Origin of the sequence: Pseudomonas sp. MWU349, from assembly GCF_017947325.1 — a bacterium.
Taxonomy (GTDB): Bacteria; Pseudomonadota; Gammaproteobacteria; order Pseudomonadales; family Pseudomonadaceae; genus Aquipseudomonas; species Aquipseudomonas protegens.
This window is the reverse complement of record NZ_JAFEVP010000003.1, coordinates 577,939-601,495: the sequence shown is the minus strand read 5'-3', so window position 1 is coordinate 601,495 and position 23,557 is coordinate 577,939. Positions and strand designations below refer to the sequence as shown.

The window sequence follows — 23,557 nt, the reverse complement described above, 5'->3', positions numbered from 1 at the left end:
CCCATCCTCGATGGGCGCCTTTTTTATCGCTACGGGTCACAGATCGATGCTCGAAGAACTTCTAAAAAACCTGGGGCTTTCCGCGCTCAGCCTGAAGGGTTTCGGCCCTCTGCTGCTGGAAGGTACCTGGATGACCATCAAGTTGTCGGTGTTGTCGCTGCTGGTCAGCGTTTTGCTGGGCCTGATCGGCGCCAGCGCCAAATTGTCCAGCGTTGCCTTGCTGCGGGTTCCGGCCCAGCTCTACACCACCCTGATCCGCGGCGTGCCGGACCTGGTCCTGATGCTGCTGATTTTCTACAGCCTGCAAACCTGGCTGACCTCCTTTACCGATTTCATGGAGTGGGACTACATCGAGATCAACCCCTTCAGCGCCGGGGTAATCACCTTGGGGTTCATCTATGGCGCCTACTTCACCGAAACCTTTCGCGGGGCGATCCTTGCCGTGCCCCGGGGCCAGGTAGAAGCGGCCACCGCCTATGGCCTGAAACGCGGCCAGCGCTTTCGCTTCGTGGTCTTTCCGCAAATGATGCGCTTCGCCCTGCCGGGCATCGGCAACAACTGGATGGTGATGCTCAAGGCCACGGCGCTGGTGTCGATCATTGGCCTGGCCGACCTGGTCAAGGCAGCCCAGGACGCCGGCAAGAGCACCTATCAGCTGTTCTACTTTCTGGTTCTGGCGGCGCTGATCTACCTGTTGATCACCAGTGCCTCCAACTTTGTCCTGCGCAGGCTTGAACGGCGTTACGCCGCCGGCGCCCGGGAGGCCGTGCGATGATCGAACTCCTGCAGGAATACTGGCGTCCCTTCCTTTACAGCGATGGCTACCACGTGACCGGCCTGGCCATGACCATGTGGCTGCTCAGTGCCTCGATCTGCATCGGCTTTTTGGTGTCGATCCCGCTGTCCATCGCCCGGGTCTCGCCCAAGCGCTACATCCGCTGGCCGGTGCAGTTCTACACCTACCTGTTTCGTGGCACACCGCTCTATATCCAACTGCTGATCTGCTACACCGGGATCTACAGCATCGCCGCGATCCGCGCGCAGCCAGTCCTGGATGCGTTCTTTCGCGATGCAATGAACTGCACCATCCTTGCCTTCGCCCTGAACACCTGCGCCTACACCACGGAGATCTTCGCCGGGGCGATCCGCAGCATGGCCCACGGCGAAGTCGAAGCGGCCAAGGCCTATGGCCTGAGCGGCTGGAAGCTGTACGCCTACGTGATCATGCCCTCGGCCCTGCGCCGCTCGCTGCCCTACTACAGCAACGAAGTGATCCTGATGCTGCACTCCACCACCGTGGCCTTCACCGCGACCATTCCCGACATCCTGAAAATCGCCCGCGACGCCAACTCGGCGACCTTCCTGACATTTCAGTCGTTCGGCATCGCCGCCCTCATCTACCTGTGCGTGACCTTCGCCCTGGTGGGCCTGTTCCGCCTCGCCGAACGCCGCTGGCTGGCTTTCCTCGGGCCGACCCACTAGGACTTGCTGCAGGAAAACCGTCAATGCGCCACGAGATCCACGACCTGCTCGCCCCGCTGCCGGGCACCGCGCGCCAGGTCCACAGCTTTCACTTCGGCCCGCCCCAGGCCGCCGGCAAGGTCTATATCCAGTCCTCCCTGCACGCCGACGAGTTACCCGGCATGCTGGTGGCCTGGCACCTCAAGCAACGCCTGGCGGAGCTGGAAGCCGCCGGTCGCCTGCGCCAGGAAATCGTCCTGGTACCGGTGGCCAATCCGGTGGGCCTGGAACAGGTGCTGATGGATGTGCCCCTGGGCCGCTACCAGCTGGAAAGCGGGCAGAACTTCAACCGCGGCTTCGCCGACCTGGGCGAACAAGTCGGCGATGCCATCGAAGGGCTGCTCAATGCCGACCCTGAACACAACCTTGAACTGATCCGCCGTCACCTGATCGATGCCTTGGCCCGCCAGCGGCCGCAAACCCAACTGCAGTCCCTGCAGTTGACCCTGCAACGGCTGGCCTGCGATGCCGACATGGTGCTGGACCTGCATTGCGACTTCGAGGCTGTGGCGCATCTCTACACCACCCCCGAAGCCTGGCCCCGGGTGGAGCCGCTGGCTCGCTACCTGGGCGCCGAAGCCTGCCTGCTGGCCACCGACTCTGCGGCCTGGTCGTTCGACGAATGCTTCAGCCTGCTGTGGTGGCAACTACAACAGCGCTTTGGCGAGCGTTTCGCCATCCCGACAGGCAGCTTTGCGGTGACCGTCGAGCTGCGCGGCCAGGGCGACGTCAACCACGGCCTGGCCAGCCTCGACTGCCAGGCCCTGATCGACTACCTGACCCGGCTTGGGGCCATCGACGGTGAAGCGCCGCCACTGCCCGAGCTGCCCTTCCCGGCCACGCCACTGGCCGGCGTCGAACCGGTGGCGACCCCGGTAGGCGGGCTGCTGGTGTTCAACGCACTGCCGGGGGAATACCTGGAAGCCGGGCAACTGGTGGCCGAAATCATCGACCCGATCCACGACCGGGTCACCCCCATCCATTGCAACAACGCCGGGCTCATGTATGCCCGCTCGCTGCGACGCATGGCCACCGCAGGCATGGTGATCGCCCATGTCGCCGGTCGCGAGGCCTATCGCAGCGGTTACCTACTTTCGCCTTGAGGATGCACGCCCCCATGTACAAACTGACCGTTGAAGGCCTGCATAAATGCTATGGCGACAATGAAGTGCTCAAAGGTGTTTCCCTCAAGGCCAGGACCGGCGACGTGATCAGCCTGATCGGCGCCAGCGGCTCGGGCAAGAGCACCTTCCTGCGCTGCATCAACTTTCTCGAAACCCCGGATGACGGTGCCATGAGCCTGGATGGCCAGCAGATCCGCATGGTCAGCGATCGCCACGGCATGCACGTGGCCGATCCGGCCGAGCTGCAGCGCATTCGTACCCGCCTGGCGATGGTGTTCCAGCACTTCAATCTGTGGAGCCACATGACCGTGCTGGAAAACATCACCATGGCCCCGCGCCGGGTGCTGGGGGTCAGCACCAGGGAGGCCGAGGAACGCGCCCGACGTTACCTGGACAAGGTCGGCCTGCCGGCACGGGTGGCCAGCCAGTACCCGGCCTTTCTCTCCGGCGGCCAGCAGCAACGGGTGGCCATCGCCCGGGCCCTGGCCATGGAGCCGGAGGTCATGCTGTTTGACGAACCCACCTCGGCCCTGGACCCGGAGCTGGTCGGCGAGGTGCTCAAAGTGATCCAGGGCCTGGCCGAAGAGGGCCGGACCATGATCATGGTCACCCACGAGATGAGTTTTGCGCGCAAAGTGTCCAGCCAGGTGCTGTTCCTGCACAAGGGCCTGGTGGAAGAAGAAGGTGCTCCAGAGGACGTGCTGGGCAACCCGAAAAGCGAGCGCTTGCAGCAGTTTCTCAGCGGCAACCTGAAGTAACAGCGGCACCGCGCCCGTTCAGGCTCTGGGCCGAGCGGGCGCGGTACGGGCTTCAGGCGACAGGCGCGGGAGGCGGCTCGTCGGGCAAGGTCGGTTCGCCCGGCTCGGTGGGTTCAAGGGGTTGCGGGGAATCGGGATCCGGCTGGCCGGGAATGCCACCGGCCATGCTGACGGGAGGATGCGCCAGCAGGGTCCAGGCCAGTACGCCAACCTGATTGGGTTCCAGCCTGGCCAAGGTGGCACTGATTCGCGGATCTATCTTCATGAGGGCACTCCTGAGCTGTGCCGGGTACGCCTTGCGCGTACCGGCAGTACCTCCAATAGAGTGCCTGCCGGCTCAGGAATTCCCGCTATTCGTCAGACAGACGAACTCAGGTGCGTGGCAGGGTCACGCCGCGCTGGCCCTGGTATTTGCCGCCACGGTCCTTGTAGGACACTTCGCACTCTTCGTCCGACTCCAGGAACAGCATCTGCGCCACGCCCTCGTTGGCGTAGATCTTCGCCGGCAAGGTGGTGGTGTTGGAGAATTCCAGGGTCACGTGGCCTTCCCACTCGGGCTCCAGCGGGGTCACGTTGACGATGATGCCGCAACGGGCATAGGTGCTCTTGCCCAGGCAAATGGTCAGTACGTTGCGCGGAATGCGGAAGTACTCGACGGTGCGCGCCAGGGCAAAGGAGTTCGGCGGGATGATGCAGACGTCGCTCTTGATGTCGACAAAGCTCTTTTCATCGAAGTTCTTCGGATCGACGGTGGCCGAATTGATGTTGGTGAACACCTTGAATTCGTCGGCGCAACGCACGTCGTAGCCGTAGCTCGACACCCCGAAGGAGATCAGCCGATCCTGGCCTTCGCCACGCATCTGGCGCTCTACGAAGGGCTCGATCATGCCGTGCTCTTGCGCCATGCGGCGAATCCACTTGTCCGATTTGATGCTCATGGCGGGTGTCCTGAAATAGCGAGGTGAAAAAAAACGGTCTGGCATCTTACCGGGGCGCGAGGTCGGGTTCAAAGTCTGGGACGTTTTTCTCGCCCCACGCCACGATTTTCAAGGGCCCAGCGACGAACAACGGGCCGTCAGTCACGAAAACCGAGAAACCTTCGCACTGGCCATTGGCACGTTCAGGAAAAAGGGTTAAGGTGGCGCCACTGTGCTGCTTGTGTCACTGAGAATCTCTACACGATGTTGAATTTCGATCCAACCATCTCCAAGAATTTTTCCTGCTCTTTGCACTCAGTCTCGGCCAGGGCTTTTCCTGAGTCGCAGTTAACTTTGTCCAAGGAGATACACCATGTCTAATCGCCAAACCGGTACCGTTAAGTGGTTCAACGATGAAAAAGGCTTCGGCTTCATCACTCCACAATCCGGTGACGACCTGTTCGTACACTTCAAAGCTATCCAATCCGACGGCTTCAAAAGCCTGAAAGAAGGCCAACAGGTTTCTTTCATCGCTACCCGCGGTCAGAAAGGCATGCAAGCTGAAGAAGTTCAAGTTATCTAACTTGTACTGATCCAGTAAAAAGCCCCGCCCTCAACAGCGGGGCTTTTTTGTGCCCGTCACTTTTGTCGGCGCCCTCGCTGAAAAAGGCGCCCATGCGTCCCGAGTTACCAGGTCACGCCAAAGCCCACGGTGTAGCGGGTCTTGTCCAGATCGCTGTCTTCGGTACCACGGATCAGGTCTTTTTCCGCCTTGAGGTTCAACGAAGCCCAGTCGGTGACCTTGTAGCGCAGCCCCATCTCGGCATCCAGCGCATAGTCGGCCACCCCCGAAAGCGGCCGCCCCACCTCGCCATTGGTGAAGAACTCCACCCGCTTGCCAATCAGGTAACGGTTGTAGTCCCACTTCATCGCCAGGGAATAGAAGTTGTCCTTGCCGCCATCGGCGTACTCGTAATCCGTACGGTTGAGCAGTGAGCCCAGGGAGAATGCACCCAGCTCATCATCCCAGAACTGGTAGCCGGGACCGGTACCCACCACCCGCTGCCGCGCCAGGTCCTCGACTTTGTCCCGCTTGTAGGTCAGGCGCCCTTCCCAGAACCACTTTTCCGTGATGAAACGGTCCAGAGCATACTCGGCGCTCCAGTTATCCGTGGTCACCACATGATCCTGGAACTCACGGTTGTATTCGCCCTGGGCATTGTGGCGCCAGGCCCCATGACGCGCCGAGGTCTTGAAGTCGATGTCGTAGTCATCAGTGTTCTTTTCGGCGCGCTTGTAGTCCATGGCCACATCGACGTTGCCTTTCCAGACCATGTCCTCCACCAGCGGCTTGGGTTTCATGATCTGCTGGATGCTTGCTAGCTCCACCGTCTTGGGCGCCTCGCCGTTGGCCAGGATCACCTTGCCCTCATCCGCCGCCTGCAGCGACTTGGCCCTCTCCCCGGTGTAGGCATCCTGCTTGACCAGCAGCTCCTGGTCGCTCTCCAGAGTCTTGACCTGCTTCCAGTCAATATTGATGGCGCCGCCATAGTCGGTCTGGATCAACAGCTTGCCACCGTCGAACACCTTGATCTTGCCACTCAGGCGATCACCGTTCTTCAACCACACGGTATCGGCCAACACAGGCATGGAGGCGCTGAGCACCGCAAAACACAGCAAAGTTCTAGGCAACATAAGCAATACAGGACTCGATCTTGCGAAAAAAAACGGCATTATTCGTGCTGAACAAGCCTCAGTCAGGACTGACCCGGGTATTGAGAGTGAGTTCAATACTCATCCGGCTTTGATCACCACAACCGACCAGCGCCCCTCCTCTATTATCTGGAACCGCGAATGTGACCGAACACAGCGAAGAGCCGCAAAGCCCTGCACAGATCCGACGCACGGCGCTGTACCTGACCCTGGCCCAGGTTCCCGAAGGCAGGGTGGTGAGCTACGGCCAACTGGCGGAAATGGCAGGCCTGGGGCGGGCGGCACGCTGGGTCGGGCGCACCCTCAGCCAGTTGCCCGCCGACACCAGCCTGCCCTGGCATCGGGTGCTCGGCGCCGGCGGTCGCCTGAGCTTGCCAGCCGGCAGCCCCTCAGGCGACGAACAGCGGGCCAGACTGCGCGGCGAAGGTGTCTCTATCCTGAACAATCGCGTGGATATTCAGCGCCATGGCTGGCGCCCGGTGGAGCACAGCGGTTAGAGTGCGCGCTTTGTTTCCGTAATCTGAGGCAGACTTCAGCCCATGCCCCGTAAAACCTGGCGCGCCGCACTTGCCGCCTATGCCAGCCCCTCGACGCTCGTGCTGTTGCTGCTTGGTTTCGCCGCCGGCATGCCTTACATGCTGGTGTTCTCGACTCTTTCGGTGTGGTTGCGCGAGGCCGGTGTGGCTCGTGAAACCATCGGTTACGCCAGCCTGATCGGCCTGGCCTATGCCTTCAAGTGGGTATGGTCACCGCTGCTCGACCAATGGCGCCTGCCGCTCCTGGGCAAGCTCGGCCGACGTCGCTCCTGGCTGGTCCTGGCGCAGACCCTGGTGATTCTCGGCCTGATCGGCATGGGTTTCTGCGATCCGCAAAAGCACCTTTCCTGGCTGATTGCCATTGCGGTGATCGTGGCATTCGCCTCGGCCACCCAGGACATCGCCATCGACGCCTACCGCCTGGAAATCGCCGACGACAGCCGCCAGGCCGCCCTGGCCGCCAGCTACATGTCCGGCTATCGGGTTGCCGTGCTGCTGGCCACTGCCGGCGCACTGTTTTTCGCCGAAGGCTTCGGCTCCACCGGTTTCAGCTACAAGCATTCAGCCTGGACTGGCACCTACGTGCTATTCGGGGTGCTGATGATCCCGGCCCTGATCACCACCTTGCTGATGCGTGAACCTGCGGTACCGCTGCGCACCCAACTCTCCGCGGGACGCTACAGCTTCGCTCACCAGTTGATCTCGGTGTTCGTGCTGATCGTGCTGCTGGTTTCCGTTCCCGCCACCTTCACCCAGCTGTACAACACCGACTTCGCCAGCGTGATCTTCAATGGCATGAGCCTGCTGGACCTGCTGCTGGAAGACCGCGCCTTCCTGCGGGCCATCCTCTACATCACCCTCAGCACCCTGTGCCTGTCGGCCATGGGCCGCCGTGGGCTGGCGCCGGTGCTGACGCCGGTCAACGACTTCATCCTGCGCTATCGCTGGCAAGCCTTCCTGCTGCTGGGGCTGATCGCCACCTATCGCATGTCGGACACGGTCATGGGCGTCATGGCCAACGTGTTCTATATCGACCAGGGCTTCACCAAGGACCAGATCGCCGGAGTCAGCAAGATCTTCGGCCTGATCATGACCTTGCTCGGCGCCGGCATGGGCGGCCTGCTGATCGTGCGGTTCGGCATCCTGCCGATCCTGTTTATCGGCGGCGCCGCCTCAGCCGCCACCAACCTGCTGTTCCTCATGCTCGCCGACATGGGCCCTAACCTGAAGATGCTGATCGTTACCATTTCCCTGGACAACTTCAGTTCAGGCATGGCCACTTCAGCCTTTGTCGCCTACCTGTCGAGCCTGACCAACCTCAAGTTCTCCGCCACCCAGTACGCCCTGCTCAGCTCCATCATGCTACTGCTGCCGCGTCTGATCGGCGGCTATTCCGGGGTCATGGTGGAAAAGTTCGGCTATCACGACTTCTTTCTCATCACCGCGATCCTCGGGGTGCCGACACTGATTCTGATCGCCATTCACTGGTTCCAGGAGAGCCGCCGCGCCGGGCCGAAATCCGAGCCCGAAAGCCCCGCCAACAGCACCGCAGTCGGCGAAGAGTCGTAGAAAATCCCGGGGGTTGCGCACTTTTCGCAGTAGCCCCCGGCCCCTCCGAGCGCAATCCTGTACGCCAGCGGAACTCGCCCGTACAATGCTCCGTCACTTCCAGTCTTCAGCAACCGACAACGGCCTACCATGCGCACCAGTCAATATTTGCTCGCCACACAGAAAGAAACGCCTTCCGACGCGGTCGTGATCAGCCATCAGCTGATGCTGCGCGCCGGCATGATCCGTAAACTGGCTTCCGGCCTGTACACCTGGCTGCCGATGGGCTTGCGGGTGATGCGCAAGGTTGAAGCCATCGTTCGCGAAGAAATGAACGCCGCGGGCGCGCTTGAAGTGTTGATGCCGAGCACTCAGCCGGCCGAGCTGTGGCAGGAATCCGGTCGCTGGGAAGAGTACGGCCCGGAGCTGTTGCGCTTCAAAGACCGTCACGGTCGCGATTTCTGCGCCGGCCCGACCCACGAAGAAGTGATCACCGATCTGGCGCGCAACGAGCTGAGCAGCTACAAGCAGCTGCCGCTGAACCTGTACCAGATCCAGACCAAATTCCGCGATGAAATCCGTCCACGCTTCGGTCTGATGCGTGGCCGCGAGTTCATCATGAAGGACGCCTACTCCTTCCACGCCGACCAGGCGTCCCTGCAGGTCACCTACGACCGCATGCACCAGGCTTACTGCAACGTCTTCACCCGCCTGGGCCTGAAGTTCCGCCCGGTTGAAGCGGACAACGGCTCCATCGGCGGCGCCGGCTCCCACGAATTCCACGTGCTGGCCGAGTCCGGTGAAGACGATATCGTCTTCAGCAACGGCTCCGACTACGCGGCGAACATCGAGAAAGCCGAAGCCGTGCCACGCGAAACCTCCCGCCCTGCGCCAGCCGAAGAACTGCGCCTGGTCGATACGCCAGACACCAAGACCATTGCCGCGCTGGTGGAAAAATTCAATCTGCCGATTGAAAAGACCATCAAGACCCTGATCGTCCACGCCGAAGAGCCGGGCAAGCTGATTGCCCTGATCATCCGTGGCGACCACGAATTGAACGAAATCAAGGCGGCCAACCAGCCTGGCGTTGCCAGCCCGCTGGTCATGGCGTCCGATGCCGAACTGCGTGACGCCATTGGCGCCGGTGCCGGTTCCCTCGGCCCGCTGAACCTGCCGCTGCCGATCATCATCGACCGCTCGGTCGAGCTGATGAGCGATTTCGGGATCGGTGCGAACATCGACGACAAGCACTACTTCGGCGTCAACTGGGAACGCGATCTGCCGGTGCCGACCGTGGCCGACCTGCGTAACGTGGTGGCCGGCGACCCGAGCCCGGACGGCAAGGGCACCCTGGAAATCAAGCGCGGCATCGAAGTCGGGCACATCTTCCAGCTGGGCAACAAGTACAGCAAGGCGATGAAGTGCGAAGTGCTGGGCGAGAACGGCAAGCCGGTGACCCTGGAAATGGGTTGCTACGGCATTGGCGTGTCCCGCGTGGTGGCTGCTGCCATCGAGCAGAACAACGATGACAACGGCATCATCTGGAGCGACACCCTGGCGCCGTTCCAGATCGCCCTGGTGCCGCTGCGCTACGAAACCGAGCAGGTTCGCGAAGCCACCGACAAGCTCTACGCCGAACTCACCGCTGCCGGCTTCGAAGTGCTGCTGGACGATCGGGACAAGAAGACCAGCCCGGGCATCAAGTTCGCGGACATGGAGCTGATCGGCATTCCTCACAGGATCGTAGTCAGCGACCGCGGCCTCGCCGAAGGCAACCTGGAATACAAGAGCCGTACCGAAGCCGAGGCGCAAGCGCTGCCCGTGGCCGACGTGCTGTCCTTCCTTCAAGCCCGTATCCGTCGCTGAAACCAGATAGAGAAGTCATGTTCAAGCGAAACACCTTAAGCCTCGGGGGCGCCGCCTTGTGCGGTGCCCTGCTGGTCAGCGGCTGTGCCAACCAGATGTCGCAACGCAGCGAACACGAGGAACGTGTCGAACGCAAACTGCTCGACCACAGCCTGCAGATCGATGTCGGTGAGCCTAAGGTGCTTGAGCTGCCGCAGCGCCGAGTGCGCATTCACGAACAGAAGACCTTCGAAGTCACCGAGTTCGAGGTCACCCGCCGCTACGATCGCTACACGCCCTACCAACCCTGGCGCGAGATCTACGAGATCCCGCTGGGCGCGGTAGCCCTGGTGGCCGGCGTGGGTGCCAATGTGGTCAACGTGTTTGCTCTGGGCAACCTGCCGGACAGTGTCACCAAGGACTGGGTCAGCTACGGCGTGTCCGGGCTCAACCCGTTCATGAATATGCCGTCCCACGGTCGTGCCCAGCAGAACCTGGCGGCCATCGATGAAGTCCAGCGTGACAAACGCCTGGAGTATTCGAGCCTGCCCTGGAGCGAGCGCCCGGTGCAGGTCAAGGCCGGCAAGCAGACCTACGACATGAGCACCGATCGCAATGGCGTGCTGCGCTTGAACCTGCTGGACGCGCCGTTCTCCGAACAGGACCTGAACCACATCGGCAAGCTGCAGATCAGTGTCGAAGACGCCCAGGACGAAGTGCATTCCGACTCCTCCCTAAGCCTGAGCAGCAGCCTGCGCGGCAAGCTGGTGGAAGCTCATGCACTGATCTACGACGACCTGGAAGATGACGAAGTGAGCCAATGGGTGCACCGAGTCAAGCGCCTGTCGGAACTGGGCCTGGAGGAAGAAGCCAGCGAGCTGGAGCAGAGCCTGATCGAGCTGACCCGCAACGACCCGGAGCTGCAGAGCGAGTTTCTCAAGTCCCTGACCAAGAATGCCGGCCGCCTGGTCGCCGACCCCGGCAACAACTGACACACCCTGTAGGAGCCGGCTTGCCGGCGAAAGCGATGCACCGGATGGATCGCAACCGACCGGCCCCTACAACACCCCTCGGAACAGCTCCAGCTGTTCATGACCGCCGCGCATATCCTGCAAACGCACGCCAATTCCCAGCAAGCGCACCGGCTTGCCGCCGCGCTTGAAAGCCTGGGTCAGCAATTGCCGATAACTCTCCAGGTCACGCCCCGCCCCCGCCTGCTCCAGGGTGGTCTGGGTAAAATCATGAAACTTCACTTTGACGAAAGGCTTGCCCGGCCGGTAGCTGCTGTCGATGCGCGCCATGCGCCCCGCCAGGGTCTCCATCAATTCCGGCAATTTCTGCAGGCAACTGTCCAGATCCGGCAGGTCCACGTCGTAGGTATTTTCCACGCTGATCGACTGCCGCCGGCTATCGTTCTGCACTGGCCGCTCATCGATTCCCCGGGCCAGGCTCCACAGGCGCTCGCCAAAACTGCCGAACTCGCGCACCAGCGCCAGCTTGCTCCAGTCCCGCAATTGCAGGCAGTCGACAATGCCCAGGCGCCCCAGCTTGTCCGCCGTGACCTTGCCCACGCCGTGCAGCTTGCTCACTGGCAACTCGGAGACGAAATCCTCCACCTGGTCTGGGGTGATCACAAACAGCCCGTTGGGCTTTTTCCAGTCACTGGCGATTTTCGCCAGGAATTTGTTCGGCGCCACCCCGGCCGACACGGTGATGTGCAACTGATTGGAAACCCGGCGGCGAATGTCCTGGGCGATACGTGTGGCGCTGCCGGCAAAGCTCGGGCTTTCGGAAACATCCAGGTAGGCCTCGTCCAGCGACAAGGGCTCGATCAGGTCGGTGTAGTCGCGAAAGATCGTATGGATCTCTTTGGAGGCTTCCCGATAGGCCTCCATGCGCGGTTTGACGATCACCAGGTCCGGACACAGGGTCAGGGCGTGCCGGGAAGACATGGCCGAGCGCACGCCATAGGCTCGCGCCTCATAATTGCAGGTAGCAATCACCCCCCGTCGATCCGCGGACCCGCCCACCGCCAGCGGCTTGCTGGCCAGGTGCGGGGCATCACGCATTTCGATGGCGGCGTAGAAGCAATCGCAGTCAATGTGAATGATTTTGCGCTGCATCATATAAAGGCAGAGGTCATGGAAGGCACAGGTCGCAATGGAAGCAGAAGGCAAGTATCTACCGACACCTGTATATAGCACCAGTACCTTGCATCTTCGCGCCTACCTTCATCAGGGCCGGCTGAATTTATTTGCTCAATGACAACAACGCCGTCAATAGAGCTGCAAGCCCCGTTCTAGCTAGGCCTGAGCCTTCCGAAAAGCCTCTTCCAGGAAGCTAAGCGATTGAACCGGAAGCAATTTTCAAAATTTAATGATTGACAGAATCTGCCAGCTCTGTAGAATTTGGCCACACAGACGCGGGATGGAGCAGTCTGGTAGCTCGTCGGGCTCATAACCCGAAGGTCGTCGGTTCAAATCCGGCTCCCGCAACCAAACATCGAAGAAGGCCACTTGAAAAAGTGGCCTTTTTTGTGTGCGTGAGTTTTTAACTTACCCGCCCCTTGTAAAACTCCTTGCATGTCCATGACTTAAGCTTGCCAGCTGGCATTTCGACGTTAATTTGACCAATTGGACCATTAACGGTTGACACTCAGTCGTTCGCCTGTAGAATGCCGCCACACAGACGCGGGATGGAGCAGTCTGGTAGCTCGTCGGGCTCATAACCCGAAGGTCGTCGGTTCAAATCCGGCTCCCGCAACCAAACATCAAAAAAGGCTGCTCGAAAGAGTGGCCTTTTTTGTATCTGTCGAAAAAGTCCTTTGGCAACAATGATCTGGCAATGTGTTGCGAACCTTTAGCAGCGCGTCGACTCTTCACCATGCAAGCTATGCTCTGTCTCGGGGCAACCATCTTGCGTTGATCGCGCAGGCTCGCCGGCCCCCGGTGAGACGCGTTAATATTTGAAATTATTTTTTCTACAGGGATTGGTAACTTGGCTGGATACCCCCATCCTGTCGCGCACAATCCACGAGGTGATTGATGCGCGCCAACATGTCTGACTCACAAGACGCCGATACCGCTACCGCCACTCAACCCATTACAGTCACTCGCTTGCGCTGGCTGGACCTGTTGAGCAAATACCGCCAGCCGCTGGGCCTGGCCGTGACCCTGCTGCTATTCGCCATTGCCCTGATCGCCTGTCGCCACCTGCTCAGCGAGCTGGACTTCTACGCGCTGCACGATTCGATCCTCGAAGTGCCCAAGCCGGCCCTGCTCGGTGCATTGGGCGCGACCATCGTCGGCTTCATCATCCTACTGGGCTACGAGTGGTCGGCCAGCCGCTATGCCGGGGTCAATCTGCCTGGCCGCACCCTGGCCCTGGGTGGCTTCACGGCCTTCGCCATCGGTAACGCCATTGGCCTGTCGCTGCTCTCCGGCGGTTCTGTGCGCTACCGGCTGTACGCCCGCCATGGGCTGGGGGCCGCCGATGTGGCCCACATGACCCTGTTCGCCAGCCTGTCCCTGGGCTGCGCCCTGCCTCCGCTGGCGGCCCTGGCCACACTGAGCAACCTGCCGGCAGCCTCCGCGGCCCTGCGTCTGCCGGAAAGCCTGCTGGCGGGCATCGCCCTGGCCATCCTGCTGCTGGGGGCAGTGCTGGCCGTTGGCATCTATCGCCGACGTCTGCCTGAGCAGCCCCTGCGCGACAACCTGCTGGTGCGGGTTGGCCGCCGCACTTTGCGCCTGCCCGGGCGGCGCCTGACCTTCCTGCAACTGATCATCACCGCCCTGGACGTCGCCGCCGCCGCCACCGTGCTCTACCTGCTGCTGCCGGAAGCACCGCCCTTCGGCGCCTTCCTGCTGGTGTACCTGCTGGCCCTGGCGGCCGGGGTACTCAGCCACGTGCCCGGTGGTGTCGGAGTGTTCGAAGCGATCCTGCTGGCGGCCTTCGCGGACAAGCTCGGTGCCGCCCCCCTGGCTGCGGCACTGCTGTTGTACCGGTTGATCTACGTGGTGCTGCCGATGCTGGTGGCCTGCGTCCTGCTGCTGATCAACGAAGCCCAGCGCCTGTTCCAGACCCGGCAATCGCTGCGGGTGGCGTCCGGCCTCGCGGCCCCGATCCTCGCGGTGCTGGTGTTCCTTTCCGGCGTGGTCCTGCTGTTTTCCGGCGCTACCCCGGAAATCGATACCCGCCTGCAACACATCGGCTTCCTGATTCCCCATCGCCTGGTGGACGCCTCGCACTTCGGCGCCAGCCTGATCGGCGTGCTCTGCCTACTGCTGGCCCAGGGCCTGCGCCGGCGCCTGTCGGCGGCCTGGATGCTGACCACCATTCTCTTGCTGGTGGGTGCCCTGCTCTCCCTGCTCAAGGGTTTTGACTGGGAAGAAGCCTGCCTGATGACCCTCACCGCCAGCCTGCTGGCCGTGTTCCGCCGCTCGTTCTATCGCCCCAGCCGCCTCACCGAATTGCCGTTCTCGCCGCTGTACCTGGTGGCCAGCGTCTGTGTACTGGGGGCTTCAATCTGGCTGCTGCTGTTCGCCTATCAGGATGTTCCCTACAGCCATCAGCTGTGGTGGCAGTTCACCCTGGACGCCGACGCCCCTCGTGGCCTGCGCTCCTTGCTGGGTGCCGCGGTGCTGCTGCTGGTGGTGTCCCTGACCTGGCTGCTGCGCACCGCACGCCCGGTAATCCACCTGCCCACCAGCGAGGAACTGGACAAGGCGGCGAAGATCCTCATGGCCTCCTCCCAACCCGATGGCGGCCTGGCCCTGACCGGTGACAAGGCGCTGCTATTCCACCCCAACGACGACGCCTTCCTGATGTACGCCCGCCGCGGCCGCAGCCTGGTGGCGCTGTACGACCCCATCGGCCCTACCCAGCAGCGCGCGGAAATGATCTGGCAGTTCCGCGACTTGTGCGACGTGCACCACGCGCGCCCGGTGTTCTACCAGGTACGGGCAGAGAACCTGCCCTACTACATGGACATCGGCCTGACCGCGATCAAGCTCGGCGAAGAAGCCCGGGTCGACTTGCAGCGCTTTGATCTCGAAGCCAAAGGCAAGGAGATGAAGGACCTGCGCTATACCTGGAACCGCGGTACCCGCGACGGCCTGTCACTGGAGATCCACGAGCCTGGGCAAGCACCGATGGACGAGCTGAAGGTCATCTCCGACGCCTGGCTGACCGGCAAGAATGTCCGCGAGAAAGGCTTCTCCCTGGGCCGCTTCAGCGACGAGTACCTCAAGCACTTCCGCATTGCCATCATTCGTTTCGAAGGGCGCCCGGTGGCCTTCGCCAACCTGCTCGAGACCTACAGCCACGACCTGGCCAGCCTCGACCTGATGCGCGCACACCCGGACGCGCCGAAGCTGACCATGGAATTCATGATGGTCGGCCTGATCCAGCATTATAAAAACCATGGATACGCCCGCTTCAGCCTGGGAATGGTGCCGTTGTCAGGCCTGCAACCACGGCGTGGCGCACCGCTGACCCAGCGCCTGGGCTCGATGGTCTTCCGCCGTGGCGAGCAACTGTATAACTTCCAAGGTTTGCGCCGCTTCAAAGACAAGTTCCAGCCCGACTGGGAACCCCGTTACATGGCCGTGCCGGCCGGGCTTGACCCGCTGGTGGCACTGGCCGACACCGCCGCCCTGATCGCGGGCGGCCTGACTGGATTGGTGAAACGCTGATGATTCAACGCTCTTGGCGGTATCTGCTGGCCACACTGGTGGTGCTGGCTGTGATTGCGGGTGGCGGCTACTGGTGGTGGAACCGCCCCGCCCCTGAACCGACCCTGGAACAACTGACCCAGGCCGACGGCTCGACCCTGACCCGTGTGACCCCGGGTACCAAGGCCAAGGCCCGGGTGGTAGTGGCGGTGCTGCCTGACGCCACCCTGACCGACAAGCAACTGCTGGCCCTGAGCCGCAGCGGCGCGGCGCAGATCGTCCAGGTGGTCCTGCCCAAGGACGACTGCAAGCTGCAGGAACAAGCCCTGCAAGACGCCCTGCCCCAGCTCAGTGGCCCGGCCACCCTGGTCAGCGGCATCGGCCCGGGCGCGGCCCTGGCCTGGCGCTGGATCGCGACCCAGAACGACGACAAGGCCCAGGCCGTGTCGGTGGGTTTCACCATCAACCCGGCACCCGGCTGTACCGACCCACTGCCCAAGACCCTGGCCCACGGCCACTGGCTGGTGGCCTGGAACGACAACCCGGATGACGAAAGCGCCGGCTTCGTGCGTGACACCCCCAACGCCACCACCAGCATCAGCGACTACGACATTCACCTGCCGCAAGTGCTGAACAATGAGTTGCGCAAGCTGCTAGTGGGTTCGGAAAACGGCGGCCTGAGCATTCCTGTCGTAGAAGTCCCGGCCGGCCAGGCCAAGGACACCGTGACCCTGTTCCTTTCCGGCGACGGCGGCTGGCGCGACCTGGACCGCGACGTGGCCGGCGAAATGGCCAAGATCGGCTACCCGGTGGTGGGCATCGACACCCTGCGCTACTACTGGCAGCACAAGACCCCGGAACAGAGCGCCATCGACCTCACCGAGCTGATGCAGCACTACCGGCAGAAGTGGGGAACCAAGCGCTTCGTGCTGACCGGTTACTCCTTCGGAGCCGACGTGCTACCGGCCATCTACAACCGCCTGCCGGAAGCCGAGCAGCAGCGGGTCGACGCCATTATCCTGCTGGCCTTCGCCCGTACCGGCAGCTTCGAGATCGAGGTCGAGGGCTGGCTGGGCAACGCCGGCAAGGAAGCCGCCACCGGCCCGGAAATGGCCAAGCTGCCAGCCGCCAAGGTGGTGTGCATCTACGGCGTGGAAGAGGTCGATGAAAGCGGTTGCACCGACAAGACCGCCGTGGGTGAAGCCATGAAGCTGCCAGGGGGCCATCACTTCGATGAGAACTACCCGGCGCTGGCCAAGCGTCTGGTGGATGCCATCGAGAAGCGCCAGGCCAAGGATCAGGCCACCGCTCAAGAGTGAGCTGAGCCTCGCCCGACAAAAGCCCCCGCAGCCTTGAGGTTGCGGGGGCTTTTTTACACCGATGGTCTAAATGGCCTCGCGGATTAAAAACCAGGGGAGGTCTCGCGAAAACGTTCTGTTATCGGCATTGATGTTGGCTGTCGGGCCGCTATCGCGAGCAAGCTCGCTCCTACAGGGTCCGTGAAACGAAAAAGCCCCCGCTGCCGCAAGGCAACGGGGGCTTTTAGGGGCTCGGGTTTATATCTCGACCTGGGTGCCCAGTTCGATCACCCGGTTCACCGGCAGTTTGAAGAAGCGCAGGTTGCCGTTGGCGTTCTTCAACATGAAGGCGAACAGCGCCTCGCGCCAGCGGGCCATGCCTTCGAGCTTGGAGGCGATCACCGTCTCGCGGCTGAGGAAGTAGGTGGTGCGCATCGGGCTGAAGTCCAGTTCATCCAGGTGGCACAGCTTCAGCGCTTCCGGCACGTCCGGCTCGTCGGTGAAACCAAAATGCAGGATCACCCGGAAGAAGCCTTCGCCGTAGGAATCCACCTCGAAACGCCGCTGCGCAGGGACCCGGGGAATGTCCTCGTAGACCACGGTCAACAGCACCACTTGCTCATGCAGCACCTGGTTGTGCAGCAAGTTGTGCAGCAAGGCGTGGGGCACGGCGTCCGGGCGGGCAGTGAGGAACACCGCGGTGCCCTGGACCCGATGCGGCGGCTGCACGCGGATGCTGCCGATAAAGATCGGCAGCGGCAGCCCGCCTTCGTCCAGGCGGTCCACCAGCAGCTCCTTGCCGCGTTTCCAGGTGGTCATGAGGATGAACAGCACGATCCCCGCCAGTACCGGGAAGGCACCGCCCTGGACGATCTTCGGCACGTTGGCGGCGAAGAACAGCCCGTCCACCAGCAGGAAGCCCACCAGCACCGGCACCGCCAGCACCGGCGGCCATTTCCACAGCAGCAGCATCACCGCCGCTACCAGGATGCTGGTGATCAGCATGGTCCCGGTCACCGCCACGCCGTAGGCCGAGGCCAGGGCGCCGGAGGACTCGAAGCCCAGCACCAGCAGGATCACGCCCACCATCAGCGACCAGTTCACCGCGCCGATGTAGATCTGCCCCTGCTCGGCACTGGAGGTGTGCTGAATGTACATGCGCGGGATATAGCCCAGCTGGATCGCTTGACGGGTCAGGGAGAAGGCCCCGGAAATCACCGCCTGGGAGGCAATGACCGTGGCCAGGGTCGCCAACACCACCAGCGGAATCAGGGCCCAGCCCGGAGCCAGCAGGTAGAACGGGTTGCGCGCCGCGTCGGGGTTTTCCAGCAGCAGCGCGCCCTGTCCGAAGTAGTTCAGCACCAGGGCCGGCAGCACCAGGGCAAACCAGGCACGGGCAATCGGCTTGCGGCCGAAGTGCCCCATGTCGGCGTACAGGGCTTCGGCCCCGGTCAACGCCAGCACCACCGCACCAAGAATAGCCACGCCCATGCCCGGATGGACGATGAAGAAACGCACGCCCCACACCGGGTTCAGCGCCTGCAACACTTCAGGATGCTTGAGGATGCCATTGACCCCCAGACCGCCCAGCACCAGGAACCAGGTCACCATGACCGGGCCAAACAGCTTGCCGATACGGTCTGTGCCGTGCTTCTGGATCAGGAACAGCGCCACCAGCACCACCAATGCCAAGGGCACCACCCAACGCTCCAGGCCGCTGAACGCCAGCTCCAGCCCTTCCACCGCCGACAATACCGAGATCGCCGGGGTGATCATGCTGTCGCCATAGAACAGCGCGGCGCCGATCAAACCGAGAATCACCAGCACCGAGCGCAAACGCGGATAGGAACCGGACGCCCGTCGAGCCAGAGCAGTCAGGGCCATGATGCCGCCCTCGCCCTGGTTGTCGGCGCGCAAGATGAACAGCACGTACTTGATCGAAACGACCCAGACCAACGACCAGAAAATCAGCGCCAGGATGCCAAACACCCCATCGTGATTGACCTGCACACCATAACTGCCGGAAAACACCTCTTTGAGGGTATAGAGCGGGCTGGTGCCGATATCGCCGTACACCACCCCGACCGCCGCCACCAGCATCCCCAGAGGCTTGACCCCGGAGTGCTCGCCACTCGCCGCCTGACTACTTGCCTGACCCATCAATGACTCCTACTACCAAGACCGGGGCTTCTTATATAGAAAGCGCAAGGTTATACAAGCGCTATTCTCTAAACTTGTGCAGTTTGCCCTGCAACTTGCAGATTTTTATTACCACTAAGGCTCTAACTAAAGCCGTATGAAAACCACCGGGCATAACGCGAAGTAGCATAGTCCAGCGCTCGTCGTATTTCCCCTGCATAAAGCTGGTCAAGCGCCTCGACCACCGCTAGAATTGCGCACTTTTTGATCAGAGGCGCAGCCAGCGCCCAACTGTCGCACTTGCCCCCCAAGTGGCTCGACACCCAATACCGAGGTTAGACATGTCCACCCCCTCCGCGCCGGCCAACCCGAAAGTCGGCTTCGTATCCCTGGGTTGCCCAAAAGCTCTGGTCGACTCCGAGCGCATCCTCACTCAACTGCGCATGGAAGGCTATGACGTGGTGTCCACCTACCAGGACGCCGATGTCGTGGTGGTCAACACCTGCGGTTTCATCGACTCGGCCAAGGCCGAATCCCTGGAAGTGATCGGCGAAGCCATTAAGGAAAACGGCAAGGTCATCGTCACCGGCTGCATGGGCATCGAAGAAGGCAATATCCGTGACGTGCACCCCAGCGTGCTGGCTGTCACCGGCCCGCAACAATACGAGCAGGTGGTCAACGCCGTGCACGAAGTGGTTCCACCCAAACAGGACCACAACCCGCTGATCGACCTGGTGCCGCCGCAAGGCATCAAGCTGACCCCACGGCACTACGCCTACCTGAAGATTTCCGAAGGCTGCAACCACAGCTGCAGTTTCTGCATCATCCCGTCGATGCGCGGCAAGCTGGTCAGCCGCCCGGTGGGAGACGTGCTCGACGAGGCGCAGCGCCTGGTCAAGTCCGGGGTCAAGGAACTGCTGGTGATCTCCCAGGACACCAGCGCCTATGGCGTCGACGTCAAGTACCGCACCGGCTTCTGGAACGGCGCGCCGGTCAAGACCCGCATGACCGAGCTCTGCGAAGCCCTGAGCACCCTGGGTGTGTGGGTGCGCCTGCACTACGTGTACCCGTACCCGCACGTGGACGAGCTGATTCCGCTGATGGCCGCCGGCAAGATCCTGCCGTACCTGGACATCCCGTTCCAGCACGCCAGCCCGAAGGTGCTCAAGGCCATGAAGCGCCCGGCCTTCGAAGACAAGACCCTGGCACGAATCAAGGCCTGGCGCGAGATCTGCCCGGAACTGATCATCCGTTCGACCTTCATCGTCGGCTTCCCCGGCGAAACCGAAGAAGACTTCCAGTACCTGCTGAACTGGCTGACCGAAGCCCAACTGGACCGCGTCGGCTGCTTCCAGTACTCGCCGGTGGAAGGCGCTCCGGCCAACGACCTGGACCTGGAAGTGGTCCCGGACGAGGTCAAGCAGGACCGTTGGGAGCGCTTCATGGTGCACCAGCAGGAAATCAGCTCGGCACGCCTGCAACAGCGCATCGGCAAGGACATCGAAGTGCTGATCGATGAAGTGGATGAGAATGGCGCCGTGGGCCGCTGCTTCTTCGACGCCCCGGAGATCGACGGCAATGTGTTCATCGACGGCGCGGGCGACCTGAAGCCGGGCGACAAGGTCTGGTGCCGGGTGACCGACGCCGACGAATACGACCTCTGGGCCGAGACCCTGTAAGGCGTAAAAAAACTGCCAAGCCCCGCTCTCGCCACGAGATGCGGGGCTTTTTTCGGTCTATCGTTTGCTCTGCCAGGCCTGCAATCTCTGCGGCCGATCACTTCAGGGGCAGGCGGCATGCGCCAACACTCGGTCGTGCATACACCCAAACTCAGCGATTACCCGGAACTGACCCAGGTCTGGGAAGCCTCGGTGCGTGCCACCCACGACTTTCTCCCGGACAGCTATATAGAGTTGCTGCGCAACCTGGTGCAGACCCGCTACCTGGATGCGGTGATGCTGATCTGCACCCGCGATGCTCGCCAACGCATCACCGGCTTTGCCGGGGTCGCGGCGGGCAAGGTGGAAATGCTGTTCATCGCCCCGGCTCACCGAGGCCAGGGCCTGGGCCGGCAACTGCTGCGCTACGCGGTGGAACACCTCAATGCCCAGCAACTGGACGTCAACGAGCAGAACCCCCAAGCCCTGGGCTTCTACTTCAGCCAAGGCTTCGAAGTGGTTGGGCGCTCGGAGCAGGACGGCATGGGCCAGCCCTACCCCCTGCTGCACATGCGCCTCAAACAGCCGCAGCGACAGTCCTTGCGCGGCTAAAAGCCACAGCCAGCAAATGGACCCGCGATTAACCGGCGCCAGGCAGGTACAATAGCTGCCCTCTTTTGTTACGGCCCCTGTCATGACTGACCCGATTCGTCTCTCCAAACGCCTCATCGAACTGGTCGGCTGCTCCCGCCGGGAGGCTGAGCTGTTCATCGAGGGCGGCTGGGTCACCGTAGACGGCGAAGTCATCGACGAACCGCAGTTCAAGGTTGGCACGCAAACCGTTGCTCTGGACCCCGAGGCCAAGGCCACTGCGCCGGAGCCGGTGACCATCCTGCTCAACGTGCCCGCCGGCCAGGACCTGGACAGCGCCCTGCAGTCCATCAGCGCCGACAGCCTGTCCGAAGAACACCGCTACGGCAAACGTCCATTGCGCGGGCATTTCCTGCGCCTGACCGCCAGCGATGACCTGCAGCCCAACGCCAGCGGCCTGCTGGTGTTCACCCAGGACTGGAAAGTGCTGCGCAAGCTGACTGCCGACGCGGCCAAGATCGAGCAGGAATACGTGGTCGAGGTCGAAGGCGAGATGATCGACCACGGCCTCAACCGCCTGAACCACGGCCTGACCTACAAAGGCCGCGAGCTGCCACCGGTAAAAGCCAGCTGGCAGAACGAGAACCGCCTGCGCTTCGCCATGAAGAACCCGCAGCCGGGCGTGATCGCGCTGTTTTGCCAGGCCGTCGGCCTCAAGGTCGTCGCCATCCGCCGCATCCGGGTCGGTGGCGTGTCCATCGGCAAGGTGCCGCTGGGCCAGTGGCGCTACCTGTCGGCCAAAGAGAAGTTCTAAAGCCGCCCCCATTTCAGACGCCGTGCCCTTGCGCGGCGCTCCACGCGCATTGATCAGGACTGTAACCATGATTCATAACGATGTACTGCGCAGCGTGCGCTACATGCTCGACATCAGCGACAAGAAGGTCGTCGAAATCATCAAGCTCACCGGTTTCAAGGTCAGCCTGGACGATATCGTCAGCTACCTGAAGAAGGATGAGGAAGAAGGTTTTGTGCATTGCCCGGACGAAGTCATGGCGCACTTCCTCGATGGCCTGGTGATCTTCAAGCGCGGCAAGGACGAAAGCCGCCCGCCGCTGCCGATCGAACTGCCGGTCACCAACAACATCATTCTGAAGAAGCTGCGAGTGGCCTTTGAACTCAAGGAAGACGACATGCACGCCGTGCTCAAGGCAGCCGACTTCCCGGTGTCCAAGCCCGAGCTGAGCGCGCTGTTTCGCAAGTTCGGCCACACCAACTACCGCCCCTGCGGCGACCAACTGCTGCGCAACTTCCTCAAGGGCCTGACCCTGCGGGTTAGAGCTTAAGACAGCTGCACGCTTCAAGCTGCCAGTTCAACGCTTGTAGCTTGCGGCTTGTAGCTCAAGGCTTGAGGCTTGCCAAATGACCTATAGCGTTTCCCCCATCGGCTTCGTGCGCTCCTGTTTTAAGGAGAAGTTCGCCATCCCGCGCCAGCCGCAACTGGCGCCGGCCGCTCGCGGCATATTGGAACTGGTGGCGCCCTTCGATCAGGGCGAGGCGGTGCAAGGGTTGGAGCAGGTCAGCCACGTCTGGCTGCTGTTCCTGTTTCACCAGGCCCTGGAGGACAAGCCGCGGCTCAAGGTGCGCCCGCCGCGTCTGGGGGGCAACAAGTCCATGGGGGTCTTCGCCACCCGCGCCACCCACAGGCCCAATGGCATCGGCCAGTCGGTGGTGAAGCTGGACAAGGTCGAGGCCAATCGCCTGTGGATCTCCGGCATCGACCTGCTGGATGGCACGCCGATCCTCGATATCAAGCCCTACGTGCCCTACGCCGACATCATTGCCACGGCGAGCAATGAGATCGCCAGCGCCGCGCCGCAGATTATTCCCGTGCAGTGGCAGGACAATGCCCTGCAACAGGCTCAGATCCACGCTCAGCGCCTGCAAGAGCCCTTGGTGGAGCTGATCGAACAGTGCCTGGCTCAGGATCCGCGTCCGGCCTATCAGGTGCCTACTGCAGAGCGGGAATACGGCGCGCAGTTCTGGGACCTGGAGGTGCGCTGGCATTATCCCGAGCCGGAGCTGATCCGGGTGCTGGAAGTGGTCCCGGCGGGCTGAACCCCGGAAACGAAAAAGCCCGCGTTGCCTGGGAAGGCAACGCGGGCTTTTCTGTGTCTGGGAGCAGGTGCCCAGTCAGCATGAACAGGCTGACTGGACAGGCTTCGCGAGCAAGCTCGCCC

The 23,557-nt window shown here is 62.2% G+C and carries 21 protein-coding genes and 2 tRNA genes; 18 read left to right on the top strand and 5 right to left on the bottom strand.

The genetic code is table 11. From position 1 onward, the window contains the following. Positions 1-46 precede the first annotated feature (46 nt). Genes KCG88_RS14845 through KCG88_RS14830 form a run of 4 tightly spaced genes read left to right on the top strand, consistent with a single transcriptional unit; the run spans position 47 to position 3,403 of the window. Positions 47-775 carry an ABC transporter permease gene (locus KCG88_RS14845; RefSeq protein WP_011059609.1) on the top strand — a complete coding sequence of 243 codons (729 nt, stop codon included), beginning with the start codon at positions 47-49 and terminating at the stop codon, positions 773-775. Continuing rightward, the gene (locus KCG88_RS14840; protein WP_047284194.1) at positions 772-1,482 is read left to right on the top strand and encodes an ABC transporter permease; all 711 of its coding nucleotides are present in this window, start codon (positions 772-774) and stop codon (positions 1,480-1,482) included. Before KCG88_RS14845 ends, KCG88_RS14840 begins: the two co-directional genes overlap by 4 nt. A gap of 23 nt (positions 1,483-1,505) precedes the next feature. Further along, on the top strand, positions 1,506-2,624 hold the full coding sequence (locus KCG88_RS14835) for a succinylglutamate desuccinylase/aspartoacylase family protein (protein ID WP_210712621.1): 1,119 nt from the start codon (positions 1,506-1,508) through the stop codon (positions 2,622-2,624). A 14-nt stretch (positions 2,625-2,638) separates the two neighbouring features. Beyond that, the gene (locus tag KCG88_RS14830; protein WP_015634391.1) at positions 2,639-3,403 is read left to right on the top strand and encodes an ATP-binding cassette domain-containing protein; all 765 of its coding nucleotides are present in this window, start codon (positions 2,639-2,641) and stop codon (positions 3,401-3,403) included. A 52-nt stretch (positions 3,404-3,455) separates the two neighbouring features. Here KCG88_RS14830 and KCG88_RS14825 read toward each other — a convergent pair whose 3' ends face one another. Next, positions 3,456-3,668: a hypothetical protein gene (locus KCG88_RS14825; protein ID WP_011059605.1), complete on the bottom strand. Its 213-nt coding sequence runs from the start codon at positions 3,666-3,668 to the stop codon at positions 3,456-3,458. Positions 3,669-3,774: 106 nt separating this feature from the next. Beyond that, a complete protein-coding gene (gene dcd / locus KCG88_RS14820) occupies positions 3,775-4,341 on the bottom strand; it encodes a dCTP deaminase (RefSeq protein WP_011059604.1) in 567 nt (188 codons plus the stop codon). Between the two features lie 352 nt (positions 4,342-4,693). Between dcd and KCG88_RS14815 the strand changes: the two genes are divergently transcribed. After that, the gene (locus KCG88_RS14815) at positions 4,694-4,903 is read left to right on the top strand and encodes a cold-shock protein (protein WP_002554837.1); all 210 of its coding nucleotides are present in this window, start codon (positions 4,694-4,696) and stop codon (positions 4,901-4,903) included. A gap of 104 nt (positions 4,904-5,007) precedes the next feature. Here KCG88_RS14815 and KCG88_RS14810 read toward each other — a convergent pair whose 3' ends face one another. Then, positions 5,008-6,015, bottom strand: a complete 1,008-nt coding sequence (locus KCG88_RS14810) for a DUF481 domain-containing protein (protein ID WP_210712620.1) — start codon at positions 6,013-6,015, stop codon at positions 5,008-5,010. Between the two features lie 161 nt (positions 6,016-6,176). Between KCG88_RS14810 and KCG88_RS14805 the strand changes: the two genes are divergently transcribed. From KCG88_RS14805 to KCG88_RS14790, 4 genes are all read left to right on the top strand, one after another. Beyond that, positions 6,177-6,530, top strand: a complete 354-nt coding sequence (locus KCG88_RS14805; RefSeq protein ID WP_015634389.1) for an MGMT family protein — start codon at positions 6,177-6,179, stop codon at positions 6,528-6,530. Positions 6,531-6,572: 42 nt separating this feature from the next. Then, positions 6,573-8,138, top strand: coding sequence for an AmpG family muropeptide MFS transporter (locus KCG88_RS14800; RefSeq protein WP_047284191.1), 1,566 nt, complete (start codon positions 6,573-6,575; stop codon positions 8,136-8,138). A 129-nt stretch (positions 8,139-8,267) separates the two neighbouring features. After that, entirely contained in the window at positions 8,268-9,983 is a 1,716-nt protein-coding gene (locus KCG88_RS14795) for a proline--tRNA ligase (protein ID WP_210712619.1), read from the top strand. A gap of 17 nt (positions 9,984-10,000) precedes the next feature. Beyond that, on the top strand, positions 10,001-10,954 hold the full coding sequence (locus KCG88_RS14790) for a hypothetical protein (RefSeq protein ID WP_047284189.1): 954 nt from the start codon (positions 10,001-10,003) through the stop codon (positions 10,952-10,954). A gap of 66 nt (positions 10,955-11,020) precedes the next feature. On the opposite strand, the gene dinB is transcribed toward KCG88_RS14790, so the two are convergent. Continuing rightward, positions 11,021-12,088 carry a DNA polymerase IV gene (gene dinB, locus KCG88_RS14785; RefSeq protein WP_047284188.1) on the bottom strand — a complete coding sequence of 356 codons (1,068 nt, stop codon included), beginning with the start codon at positions 12,086-12,088 and terminating at the stop codon, positions 11,021-11,023. Positions 12,089-12,383: 295 nt separating this feature from the next. On the opposite strand from dinB, the gene KCG88_RS14780 reads away from it, so the two are divergent. The 4 genes from KCG88_RS14780 to KCG88_RS14765 all read left to right on the top strand — a co-directional run bounded on the left by KCG88_RS14780 (position 12,384) and on the right by KCG88_RS14765 (position 16,953). Continuing rightward, positions 12,384-12,460: transfer RNA gene (locus KCG88_RS14780), tRNA-Met, on the top strand. 191 nt (positions 12,461-12,651) lie between these two features. Then, positions 12,652-12,728 (top strand) — tRNA-Met (locus tag KCG88_RS14775). Between the two features lie 290 nt (positions 12,729-13,018). After that, positions 13,019-15,655, top strand: coding sequence for a bifunctional lysylphosphatidylglycerol flippase/synthetase MprF (gene mprF, locus KCG88_RS14770; RefSeq protein ID WP_241774693.1), 2,637 nt, complete (start codon positions 13,019-13,021; stop codon positions 15,653-15,655). Further along, positions 15,655-16,953: an AcvB/VirJ family lysyl-phosphatidylglycerol hydrolase gene (locus KCG88_RS14765; protein WP_047284186.1), complete on the top strand. Its 1,299-nt coding sequence runs from the start codon at positions 15,655-15,657 to the stop codon at positions 16,951-16,953. The genes mprF and KCG88_RS14765 overlap by 1 nt, the downstream gene beginning before the upstream one ends. A gap of 237 nt (positions 16,954-17,190) precedes the next feature. Here KCG88_RS14765 and KCG88_RS14760 read toward each other — a convergent pair whose 3' ends face one another. Further along, positions 17,191-19,092 (bottom strand): potassium transporter Kup, encoded by a 1,902-nt coding sequence (locus KCG88_RS14760; RefSeq protein WP_047284185.1) that lies wholly within the window; start codon positions 19,090-19,092, stop codon positions 17,191-17,193. Positions 19,093-19,412: 320 nt separating this feature from the next. Between KCG88_RS14760 and rimO the strand changes: the two genes are divergently transcribed. The 5 genes from rimO to tsaA all read left to right on the top strand — a co-directional run bounded on the left by rimO (position 19,413) and on the right by tsaA (position 23,435). Then, a complete protein-coding gene (rimO, locus tag KCG88_RS14755) occupies positions 19,413-20,750 on the top strand; it encodes a 30S ribosomal protein S12 methylthiotransferase RimO (protein WP_210712618.1) in 1,338 nt (445 codons plus the stop codon). 117 nt (positions 20,751-20,867) lie between these two features. After that, complete coding sequence (locus tag KCG88_RS14750; RefSeq protein WP_047284183.1) at positions 20,868-21,341, top strand: GNAT family N-acetyltransferase; 474 nt, start codon at positions 20,868-20,870, stop codon at positions 21,339-21,341. An 82-nt stretch (positions 21,342-21,423) separates the two neighbouring features. Next, complete coding sequence (locus tag KCG88_RS14745) at positions 21,424-22,134, top strand: rRNA pseudouridine synthase (protein ID WP_047335839.1); 711 nt, start codon at positions 21,424-21,426, stop codon at positions 22,132-22,134. 67 nt (positions 22,135-22,201) lie between these two features. Further along, the gene (locus KCG88_RS14740; RefSeq protein ID WP_047284181.1) at positions 22,202-22,663 is read left to right on the top strand and encodes a DUF1456 family protein; all 462 of its coding nucleotides are present in this window, start codon (positions 22,202-22,204) and stop codon (positions 22,661-22,663) included. A 76-nt stretch (positions 22,664-22,739) separates the two neighbouring features. Then, positions 22,740-23,435, top strand: a complete 696-nt coding sequence (gene tsaA / locus KCG88_RS14735) for a tRNA (N6-threonylcarbamoyladenosine(37)-N6)-methyltransferase TrmO (RefSeq protein WP_210712617.1) — start codon at positions 22,740-22,742, stop codon at positions 23,433-23,435. Positions 23,436-23,557: the final 122 nt, after the last annotated feature.

What these genes read in the sequence shown, in the direction of transcription:
- KCG88_RS14845 (WP_011059609.1), top strand. Translation starts at nt 47, where the DNA reads ATGCTCGAAGAACTTCTAAAAAACCTGGGGCTTTCCGCGCTCAGCCTG.
- KCG88_RS14840 (WP_047284194.1), top strand. Translation starts at nt 772, where the DNA reads ATGATCGAACTCCTGCAGGAATACTGGCGTCCCTTCCTTTACAGCGAT.
- KCG88_RS14835 (WP_210712621.1), top strand. Translation starts at nt 1,506, where the DNA reads ATGCGCCACGAGATCCACGACCTGCTCGCCCCGCTGCCGGGCACCGCG.
- KCG88_RS14830 (WP_015634391.1), top strand. Translation starts at nt 2,639, where the DNA reads ATGTACAAACTGACCGTTGAAGGCCTGCATAAATGCTATGGCGACAAT.
- KCG88_RS14825 (WP_011059605.1), bottom strand. Translation starts at nt 3,668, where the DNA reads ATGAAGATAGATCCGCGAATCAGTGCCACCTTGGCCAGGCTGGAACCC.
- dcd (WP_011059604.1), bottom strand. Translation starts at nt 4,341, where the DNA reads ATGAGCATCAAATCGGACAAGTGGATTCGCCGCATGGCGCAAGAGCAC.
- KCG88_RS14815 (WP_002554837.1), top strand. Translation starts at nt 4,694, where the DNA reads ATGTCTAATCGCCAAACCGGTACCGTTAAGTGGTTCAACGATGAAAAA.
- KCG88_RS14810 (WP_210712620.1), bottom strand. Translation starts at nt 6,015, where the DNA reads ATGTTGCCTAGAACTTTGCTGTGTTTTGCGGTGCTCAGCGCCTCCATG.
- KCG88_RS14800 (WP_047284191.1), top strand. Translation starts at nt 6,573, where the DNA reads ATGCCCCGTAAAACCTGGCGCGCCGCACTTGCCGCCTATGCCAGCCCC.
- KCG88_RS14795 (WP_210712619.1), top strand. Translation starts at nt 8,268, where the DNA reads ATGCGCACCAGTCAATATTTGCTCGCCACACAGAAAGAAACGCCTTCC.
- KCG88_RS14790 (WP_047284189.1), top strand. Translation starts at nt 10,001, where the DNA reads ATGTTCAAGCGAAACACCTTAAGCCTCGGGGGCGCCGCCTTGTGCGGT.
- dinB (WP_047284188.1), bottom strand. Translation starts at nt 12,088, where the DNA reads ATGATGCAGCGCAAAATCATTCACATTGACTGCGATTGCTTCTACGCC.
- mprF (WP_241774693.1), top strand. Translation starts at nt 13,019, where the DNA reads ATGTCTGACTCACAAGACGCCGATACCGCTACCGCCACTCAACCCATT.
- KCG88_RS14765 (WP_047284186.1), top strand. Translation starts at nt 15,655, where the DNA reads ATGATTCAACGCTCTTGGCGGTATCTGCTGGCCACACTGGTGGTGCTG.
- KCG88_RS14760 (WP_047284185.1), bottom strand. Translation starts at nt 19,092, where the DNA reads ATGGGTCAGGCAAGTAGTCAGGCGGCGAGTGGCGAGCACTCCGGGGTC.
- rimO (WP_210712618.1), top strand. Translation starts at nt 19,413, where the DNA reads ATGTCCACCCCCTCCGCGCCGGCCAACCCGAAAGTCGGCTTCGTATCC.
- KCG88_RS14750 (WP_047284183.1), top strand. Translation starts at nt 20,868, where the DNA reads ATGCGCCAACACTCGGTCGTGCATACACCCAAACTCAGCGATTACCCG.
- KCG88_RS14745 (WP_047335839.1), top strand. Translation starts at nt 21,424, where the DNA reads ATGACTGACCCGATTCGTCTCTCCAAACGCCTCATCGAACTGGTCGGC.
- KCG88_RS14740 (WP_047284181.1), top strand. Translation starts at nt 22,202, where the DNA reads ATGATTCATAACGATGTACTGCGCAGCGTGCGCTACATGCTCGACATC.
- tsaA (WP_210712617.1), top strand. Translation starts at nt 22,740, where the DNA reads ATGACCTATAGCGTTTCCCCCATCGGCTTCGTGCGCTCCTGTTTTAAG.